Raw genomic sequence first — 6854 nt, forward strand, 5'->3', positions numbered from 1 at the left:
TTACATTATAACAATTCAAATCACGATGCCTTTTTCATGAACAGGCCTTCATATGTACCGACGTCATCTGCTCAACCTGCTTCTGGCCAGCACGGCCTTGGCTTTTCCCTTCACCGTTTCGGCTACGCAAATTCGCAATGCACGCCTCTGGCGTTCGGATGACAAGCTCAGATTGGTATTCGACCTTAGCGGTCCTGTGCGCTACAAAACCTTTTCGCTGAGCGCTCCAGAACGCTTGATCATCGACCTTTCCGGGGCGAGTTTGAGTGGCGATTTCAGTCAATTGACGCTTGCCAATACAGCTATTCATTCGATTCGATCAGGGCGTTTTGGTCAGGGTGATACACGGATCGTTCTCGATCTGAACCATCCGGTGCTATTGAACAGCTTCCTTTTGGCGCCTCAAGATGGCCAAGGGCACCGCTTGGTGCTTGATCTGGTAAACGCCAAACAGGCATCAAGTCCGGCAATGGTTCCACGTGAAACACCCTCGAATCAGGCTCACCCCAAGCGCGACATCATCGTTGTCGTTGATCCCGGGCACGGCGGGAAAGACCCAGGTGCGGTTGGCGCCAAGGGTGAGCGAGAAAAAGATGTGGTTCTTGCCATCGCTCAATTGCTCGCCAAACGCCTGAAAAGGGAGAAAGGCTTCGACGTAAAACTGGTGCGCAATGACGACTTCTTCGTGCCGCTGCGCAAGCGTGTGGACATCGCACGTCAGCACAAGGCCGACATGTTTATTTCGGTGCACGCCGATGCGGCGCCGCGTCTTACCGCGTCGGGAGCATCTGTATATTGCTTGTCTGAAGGTGGTGCGACGTCAGCAACTGCACGCTTCATGGCACAGCGAGAGAACGGCGCGGATCTGCTGGGCGCGACCAGTCTGCTCAACCTTAAGGACAAGGATCCGATGCTCGCCGGCGTGATTCTCGACATGTCGATGAACGCCACCATTGCCGCCAGTTTGCAACTCGGCAGCACCGTTCTCGGCAGTCTGGCGGGTATTACCACGCTGCATCAGAAGCGCGTGGAGCAGGCAGGGTTTGCCGTGCTGAAGTCGCCGGACGTGCCGTCGATTCTGGTGGAAACCGGCTTCATTTCCAACGCCCGTGACAGCCAGCGCCTAGTCACGCCTCGACATCAGCAGGCCGTGGCGGATGGTTTATTCGAAGGGCTGCAGCGTTACTTCCAGAAAAATCCGCCAGTAGATAGCTACATCGCCTGGCAGCAGGAGCAGGGAAAAGCGCAGGTTTAGCAGCCGGTGATCCGGCTGCAGGTGAACTTCGCGCTGTTGCCGCCAGAGCTGGAAAAGCGATTGATCGTCGTCCAGCCGACGCGATGGGTGTAGCCAACCCAGGCTTCGCCGTCAGAGGCGATTCCGGTGAAGAACGTCAGTTGTCCGAAGCGACTGTTGGTCTGCGCCCAGTAGCGATTGCCGTCCTTTTCAAAGCCACGCAGGTAAATCGTGCTGCCCACCGTGTTTACGCTGTAGGTATTGCCCTGCGCATCGATGCAGGCCAGCAGATTGGCGCTGCGTGTGCAGTTGGCGGGCGGGGGAGTTTTCCCCCAGGCATTGGCCATCGACAGCAATACGAGACTCAGCAGCGAGCATTTCAGGGCAATTTTCATCTCGGTATCCGATGGGCAGTTTGCGTGCAGCTTCCAGCGCTTTATCGGTTCGGGCAAGAGCGGGGCTGGCTTATTTATATTGTTATACTATAACATAAATTTGAATTGAGCCTGAGCTCGCCGATTGCAAGCGTCTGCTTCTGCCAAAGCGCTGTTTTGAAGCCCAAGAACGCGGTGCGCTACGCCAAAACACGCCAAAACACGCCAAAACGCACATCGGCCACAACCTGATGAGGATTATCCAATGTCATCTCCACTTCCCGTGACCGTTCTATCGGGCTTTCTCGGCGCCGGAAAAAGTACACTTTTGAATTACGTACTACGTAATCGAGAAGGTTTGCGCGTTGCGGTCATCGTTAACGATATGAGCGAAATCAACATTGATGGCAGCGAAGTCCAGCGCGATGTCAGCCTTAACCGTGCGGAAGAAAAACTGGTGGAGATGAGCAACGGTTGTATCTGCTGTACGTTACGCGAGGACCTGCTCGAAGAAGTCAGCAAACTCGCCCGCGAAGGAAGATTCGATTACTTGCTCATCGAATCTACCGGTATTTCCGAGCCGCTACCGGTCGCCGAAACGTTCACCTTTCGTGACGAGCAGGGCCAGAGTCTCGGCGATGTCGCGCGGCTCGACACCATGGTGACGGTAGTCGACGGCGTGAATTTTCTCCTCGACTACCAAGCCGCCGAGAGTCTGGCTTCCCGAGGCGAGACCCTGGGTGATGAAGATGAACGCTCAATCACTGATCTGCTGATCGAACAAATCGAGTTCGCCGATGTACTGCTGATCAGCAAGATCGACCTCATCAGCCGACAGGAGCGCGAAGAGCTGATGGCCATCCTCAAACGCCTCAACGCCCAGGCGGAAATCATCCCGATGGTGATGGGTGAGGTGCAGCTGGAGAAGATCCTCAACACCGGGCGTTTCGATTTCGAGAAAGCCGCTCAGGCCCCAGGCTGGTTGCAGGAATTGCGCGGTGAGCACGTGCCGGAAACCACGGAATACGGTATCGCCTCGACAGCCTACCGCGCACGCCGTCCGTTCCATCCGCAGCGCTTTTTCGACTTCATCGATCGCCCATGGCCGAACGGCAAACTGCTGCGCTCCAAAGGCTTCTTCTGGCTCGCCAGCAAACCCAGCGACGCGGGCAGTTGGTCGCAGGCCGGTGGTTTGATGCGCCATGGTTTCGCCGGTCGCTGGTGGCGTTTCGTGCCGAAAAACCAATGGCCGCAGGATCAGGAAAGTACCGCAGCGATCATGGAGAACTGGACACCGAGCGTTGGAGATTGTCGTCAGGAGCTGGTATTCATCGGCCAGAACATCGACTTCGTACAGCTCAAGTCGGAGCTCGACGCCTGCCTGCTGACTGATGAAGAAATGGCCATTGGCGCAGATGGTTGGCGCAGGCTGCCGGACCCGTTCGGCCCTTGGCACGAAGAGGCCGCCTGATGCTTGCGCTCAAACTGCAGCAAAACCGGGCGCGCCATCAGCATCAGGGGGTAACGCCGAAAACGCTGACGCGAATCCTTGAAGACGACGTCAATCTCGCGGTCTGGCAGCGCCAACTGCCGCTGCACATCGCCGATTTCGCAGAGTTGCTGCTCTCGCTCAACGAGCCTTTGGCGGAATCGCTGTGCATCGAATTGCCGAATGAAGACGCCGACCCTGATCTGCAAGGACTGGCCGCCGGGTTCCGTGATCTGCAAGGCTACGAGGGCTTCATCGCGGACCTGCAATGGCTGGTGAGTGCCTTCGCCTGTCTGCTGGGCGCTCGCCGCATCGGTTTGCGCCTGCAGGTGTTGGACAAAGCCATGTGCCCACGCTTCCATGTCGATCATGTGCCGGTGCGCTTGATTACAACCTACGGCGGGATCGGCAGTCAGTGGCTCAAGGAAGGCGTGATGGATCGCGAGCAATTGGGCCAGGCAAACGCCGAACCACGGGACATCGCGAACATCCAGCAACTGCAGAGCGGTGACGTGGCGTTATTGAAAGGCGAGAAGTGGCACGGCAATGAAGGCTATGGCTTGATTCATCGCTCCCCGCAACCGGCGCCGGGTGAGCGACGTCTGCTGCTCACCCTCGACTGGCTCGGCTGACGGCTCAAGGCTTGAGCCACTTGCCCTGGCTCTGGCCTTCGCAGTACGGCTGCAAATACGCCGCGTCGGAGGCGACGCCGTAATAGTGGATATCCTGGCGATAGGGCATATTGGCGACTTGCGCGTTGCTGCACACGCCGAACGCGCCGCTCGGGCATTGATCGACGTACTGCACCTCGACTTTCTGCCCGGCCAGGGTCGGTTGGCAGAAGCCGTCGCTGAACAGCTTCTCGGGAATATTGCGGTTCTGCTGGCAGACTTTGACGTCGAGCCGCTCGCCCTGGCTGTGCACCACGCAAGCCTGGGCCCATGCTTCGCTCGACAGCAGCGTCAACAGCAACGACCATCCCATCCAACGCATGTCCAATCCCCTCAGAAAACGCCCAGTCATGTTGCAGAACATTCCTACCCATGTCATCGCCGGCCCTTTGGGCGCTGGCAAGACCAGCCTGATTCGCCAGCTCATGGCCCAACGGCCGGACGGTGAACGCTGGGCGGTGCTGATCAACGAGTTCGGTCAGATCGGCCTCGATGCCGCGTTGCTGACACGCGACGCCGATGGTATCGCACTGGGCGAAGTCGCCGGAGGGTGTCTGTGCTGCGTGAATGGTGCGCCGTTTCAAATCGGCCTCGGCCGTTTGCTGTGCAAAGCCAGGCCGGATCGGCTGTTCATCGAGCCGTCCGGGCTGGGCCATCCGGCGCAGTTGCTCAAGCAGTTAAGCGAAGCACCGTGGTTGGGTGTACTGGCGCTGCAGCCCTGTGTGTTAGTGCTGGATGCCCAGGCGCTGGCCGCCGGGAAAGCCTTGCCGCCCGCTCAGCAGGAGGCTTTGGCCAGCGCCGGCCTGCTGTTGCTGAACAAGGCAGAAAGTCTGGATGAGGCTGCACGGCAGACCATCGTCGAGCGTTTGCCGGCAGTCAAAATGACCTGGACGCAGCAGGCGCAACTGCCGTTGAGCGAGCTGCCGGGTGTGGCTGCGCAAGCGGGGGCTGCGGTGGATAACCTCGTCGTGCCGCAGGGATCGGGACCGATTCCTGCGATCTGGAGCGACCCGGCATCGCCGATCTGCCTGAGTCAGGCACAGGAGGGCGGTTGGAGCATCGGCTGGCGTTGGCACCCGGGACAGACGTTCGATACGCAACGTCTGAGCCAATGGCTGCAGAGCCTGGACTGGCGGCGGGCCAAACTGGTTATCCACAGCGCCGAGGGCTGGGTGTCGGCCAATGCCGTGGATAACGCCGAACTGGATTGGCAACCGAGTGAGTGGCGACGGGATTCACGTATAGAGCTGATCTTTGCCGATGCACAACGTATCGATGCTTTGCAGTCAGGCCTGACGCAATGCCGGGTGCCGGCGGGTTAGCTCAAGGCTTCCACTTGTTGTGTTCCTGCCGCCACTGGCTCAGTTCGATCACTTCGGCCCGTGGGCGGGTAACTTCGACCACCGGCGGCGTATCGTCGAACGGCGCCGGGTAGGGCGCCAGTTCGATCTGTGCGCTGTGCGCGCCAAACTGGGTAATGGTGCCGTTGTGCCGGGTTTCGCCGGTCACGGTGAACTCGAAGTTATAGACCCGGGCCAGGCGCCGCCGCCCGCTGGCATCCTTGATCAAACCGATTTTTTTCAACGCGACGTTACCGTCCAGCAGTTCGACGCCGACGTTGATGCAATGCTGCTTGACCCGCTCCAGCGCCCGCTCGCGCAAGCCGTGGTTGTGCCATAGCCATGCGCCGGCTGCGGCGAACAGCATCAGCACGAAGATGTTTTCGAGGGTCAGCATCAACAGGAAACTCCAAAAGATAAGCTCAGCTTAACTGCGTCGCCGGTCTGTCGTACAGGCTGTGTTTCATCGCATACTGCGCGGCTTGAATTTCAATCGTTTTACGGAATAACCCGAATGAAACGTACGCCTCATCTGCTCGCCATTCAGTCCCATGTGGTCTTCGGCCACGCCGGCAACAGCGCCGCCGTGTTTCCGATGCAGCGGGTCGGGGTGAATGTCTGGCCGCTCAACACCGTGCAGTTTTCCAATCACACCCAGTACGGGCAGTGGGCCGGTGAAGTGCTGGCGCCGCACCAGATCCCCGAACTGGTCGAAGGCATTGCCGCCATTGGCGAGCTGGGCAACTGCGACGCCGTGCTTTCCGGTTATCTGGGCAGCGCGGCGCAGGGCCGGGCGATTCTCAGTGGCGTCGAGCGCATCAAATCGGTCAATCCGAAGGCGTTGTACCTGTGCGACCCGGTGATGGGCCATCCGGAGAAGGGCTGCAGTGTGCCGGCCGAAGTCAGCGATTTCCTGCTGGAAGAAGCAGCAGCCGTGGCGGACATCATGTGCCCGAACCAACTGGAGCTGGACAGCTTCTCCGGGCGCAAGCCGCAGTCGCTGTTCGATTGCCTGGCGATGGCTCGGGCGTTGCTGGCACGTGGGCCGAAAGCGGTGCTGGTCAAGCATCTGGATTATCCGGGCAAGCCGGCGGACGGTTTCGAGATGTTGTTGGTGACCGCTGATGAAAGCTGGCACCTGCGTCGTCCGCTGCTGGCGTTTCCGCGTCAGCCGGTGGGTGTTGGCGATCTGACGTCTGGGCTGTTCCTCGCGCGGGTACTGCTCGGCGACAGTCTGGTGGCGGCGTTTGAGTTCACCGCAGCGGCGGTGCATGAGGTGCTGCTGGAAACCCAGGCGTGTGCCAGTTACGAGCTGCAACTGGTGCGAGCGCAGGACCGGATTGCGCATCCGCGGGTGAAGTTCGAGGCGACGGCGATCAGCCTGTAAGACCGCATTACGTCCATTCGCGAGCAAGCCCGCTTGTGTCTGAGTAAGGGGATAAACTCTGGGGTGAGAGGGGTGGATGGCAAGCTGTGAGTCCGCGGTGCTTGAAGCACGAGTGGGAGCAAAGCTGCCATCCACCTTTCTACTCTGGCCCATAAGCCCGAACAGTTGGACGAGCGCCACTCGAATCACAAGCGTGGGCAAAGCCAGAGCACTCTCACTTCTGAGTGTAAGAGGGTTTTGCCATGATTTCCTGGGTCGGCATCGATATCTCCAAATCCAATCTGGTCGTCTGGGTTCAACCACAGAAAGACGGCTTTGAAGTTCCCAATACCGTTGAAGGCTTTGATGTGCTGGTCGCG

General features: G+C 59.1%; 8 protein-coding genes. 5 read left to right on the forward strand and 3 right to left on the reverse strand.

What is annotated here, in order from left to right:
* Positions 1–52 precede the first annotated feature (52 nt).
* Positions 53–1255, forward strand: coding sequence for an N-acetylmuramoyl-L-alanine amidase (locus CRO59_RS26200; protein WP_097090258.1), 1203 nt, complete (start codon positions 53–55; stop codon positions 1253–1255).
* Here CRO59_RS26200 and CRO59_RS26205 read toward each other — a convergent pair.
* The gene (locus tag CRO59_RS26205; protein WP_027610332.1) at positions 1252–1629 is read right to left on the reverse strand and encodes a hypothetical protein; all 378 of its coding nucleotides are present in this window, start codon (positions 1627–1629) and stop codon (positions 1252–1254) included. The two genes, CRO59_RS26200 and CRO59_RS26205, sit on opposite strands and share 4 nt — an antisense overlap.
* Before the next feature lie 244 nt (positions 1630–1873).
* On the opposite strand from CRO59_RS26205, the gene zigA reads away from it, so the two are divergent.
* Entirely contained in the window at positions 1874–3079 is a 1206-nt protein-coding gene (gene zigA / locus CRO59_RS26210; protein ID WP_097090259.1) for a zinc metallochaperone GTPase ZigA, read from the forward strand.
* The gene (locus CRO59_RS26215; RefSeq protein ID WP_027610334.1) at positions 3079–3729 is read left to right on the forward strand and encodes a DUF1826 domain-containing protein; all 651 of its coding nucleotides are present in this window, start codon (positions 3079–3081) and stop codon (positions 3727–3729) included. Before zigA ends, CRO59_RS26215 begins: the two co-directional genes overlap by 1 nt.
* Positions 3730–3733: 4 nt before the next feature.
* Here the strand turns inward: CRO59_RS26215 and CRO59_RS26220 are convergent, their stop codons facing one another.
* Positions 3734–4090 (reverse strand): hypothetical protein, encoded by a 357-nt coding sequence (locus CRO59_RS26220; RefSeq protein ID WP_027610335.1) that lies wholly within the window; start codon positions 4088–4090, stop codon positions 3734–3736.
* 28 nt (positions 4091–4118) lie between these two features.
* Between CRO59_RS26220 and CRO59_RS26225 the strand changes: the two genes are divergently transcribed.
* Positions 4119–5090 carry a GTP-binding protein gene (locus tag CRO59_RS26225; protein ID WP_097090260.1) on the forward strand — a complete coding sequence of 324 codons (972 nt, stop codon included), beginning with the start codon at positions 4119–4121 and terminating at the stop codon, positions 5088–5090.
* Position 5091: 1 nt separating this feature from the next.
* Here CRO59_RS26225 and CRO59_RS26230 read toward each other — a convergent pair whose 3' ends face one another.
* Positions 5092–5505, reverse strand: coding sequence for a DUF3301 domain-containing protein (locus CRO59_RS26230; RefSeq protein ID WP_025112628.1), 414 nt, complete (start codon positions 5503–5505; stop codon positions 5092–5094).
* Between the two features lie 117 nt (positions 5506–5622).
* Here CRO59_RS26230 and pdxY point away from each other — a divergent pair, with 117 nt between their 5' ends.
* Complete coding sequence (pdxY, locus tag CRO59_RS26235) at positions 5623–6495, forward strand: pyridoxal kinase PdxY (RefSeq protein WP_027610337.1); 873 nt, start codon at positions 5623–5625, stop codon at positions 6493–6495.
* Positions 6496–6854: the final 359 nt, after the last annotated feature.

The sequence above is a fragment of the Pseudomonas sp. LAMO17WK12:I5 genome (assembly GCF_900215165.1).
GTDB lineage: Bacteria > Pseudomonadota > Gammaproteobacteria > Pseudomonadales > Pseudomonadaceae > Aquipseudomonas > Aquipseudomonas putida_A.

Excerpts from the sequence above, each read along its gene's own strand:
- zigA (WP_097090259.1), top strand. The coding sequence starts at position 1,874 with ATGTCATCTCCACTTCCCGTGACCGTTCTATCGGGCTTTCTCGGCGCC.
- CRO59_RS26230 (WP_025112628.1), bottom strand. The coding sequence starts at position 5,505 with ATGCTGACCCTCGAAAACATCTTCGTGCTGATGCTGTTCGCCGCAGCC.
- pdxY (WP_027610337.1), top strand. The coding sequence starts at position 5,623 with ATGAAACGTACGCCTCATCTGCTCGCCATTCAGTCCCATGTGGTCTTC.
- CRO59_RS26220 (WP_027610335.1), bottom strand. The coding sequence starts at position 4,090 with ATGCGTTGGATGGGATGGTCGTTGCTGTTGACGCTGCTGTCGAGCGAA.
- CRO59_RS26215 (WP_027610334.1), top strand. The coding sequence starts at position 3,079 with ATGCTTGCGCTCAAACTGCAGCAAAACCGGGCGCGCCATCAGCATCAG.
- CRO59_RS26200 (WP_097090258.1), top strand. The coding sequence starts at position 53 with ATGTACCGACGTCATCTGCTCAACCTGCTTCTGGCCAGCACGGCCTTG.
- CRO59_RS26225 (WP_097090260.1), top strand. The coding sequence starts at position 4,119 with ATGTTGCAGAACATTCCTACCCATGTCATCGCCGGCCCTTTGGGCGCT.
- CRO59_RS26205 (WP_027610332.1), bottom strand. The coding sequence starts at position 1,629 with ATGAAAATTGCCCTGAAATGCTCGCTGCTGAGTCTCGTATTGCTGTCG.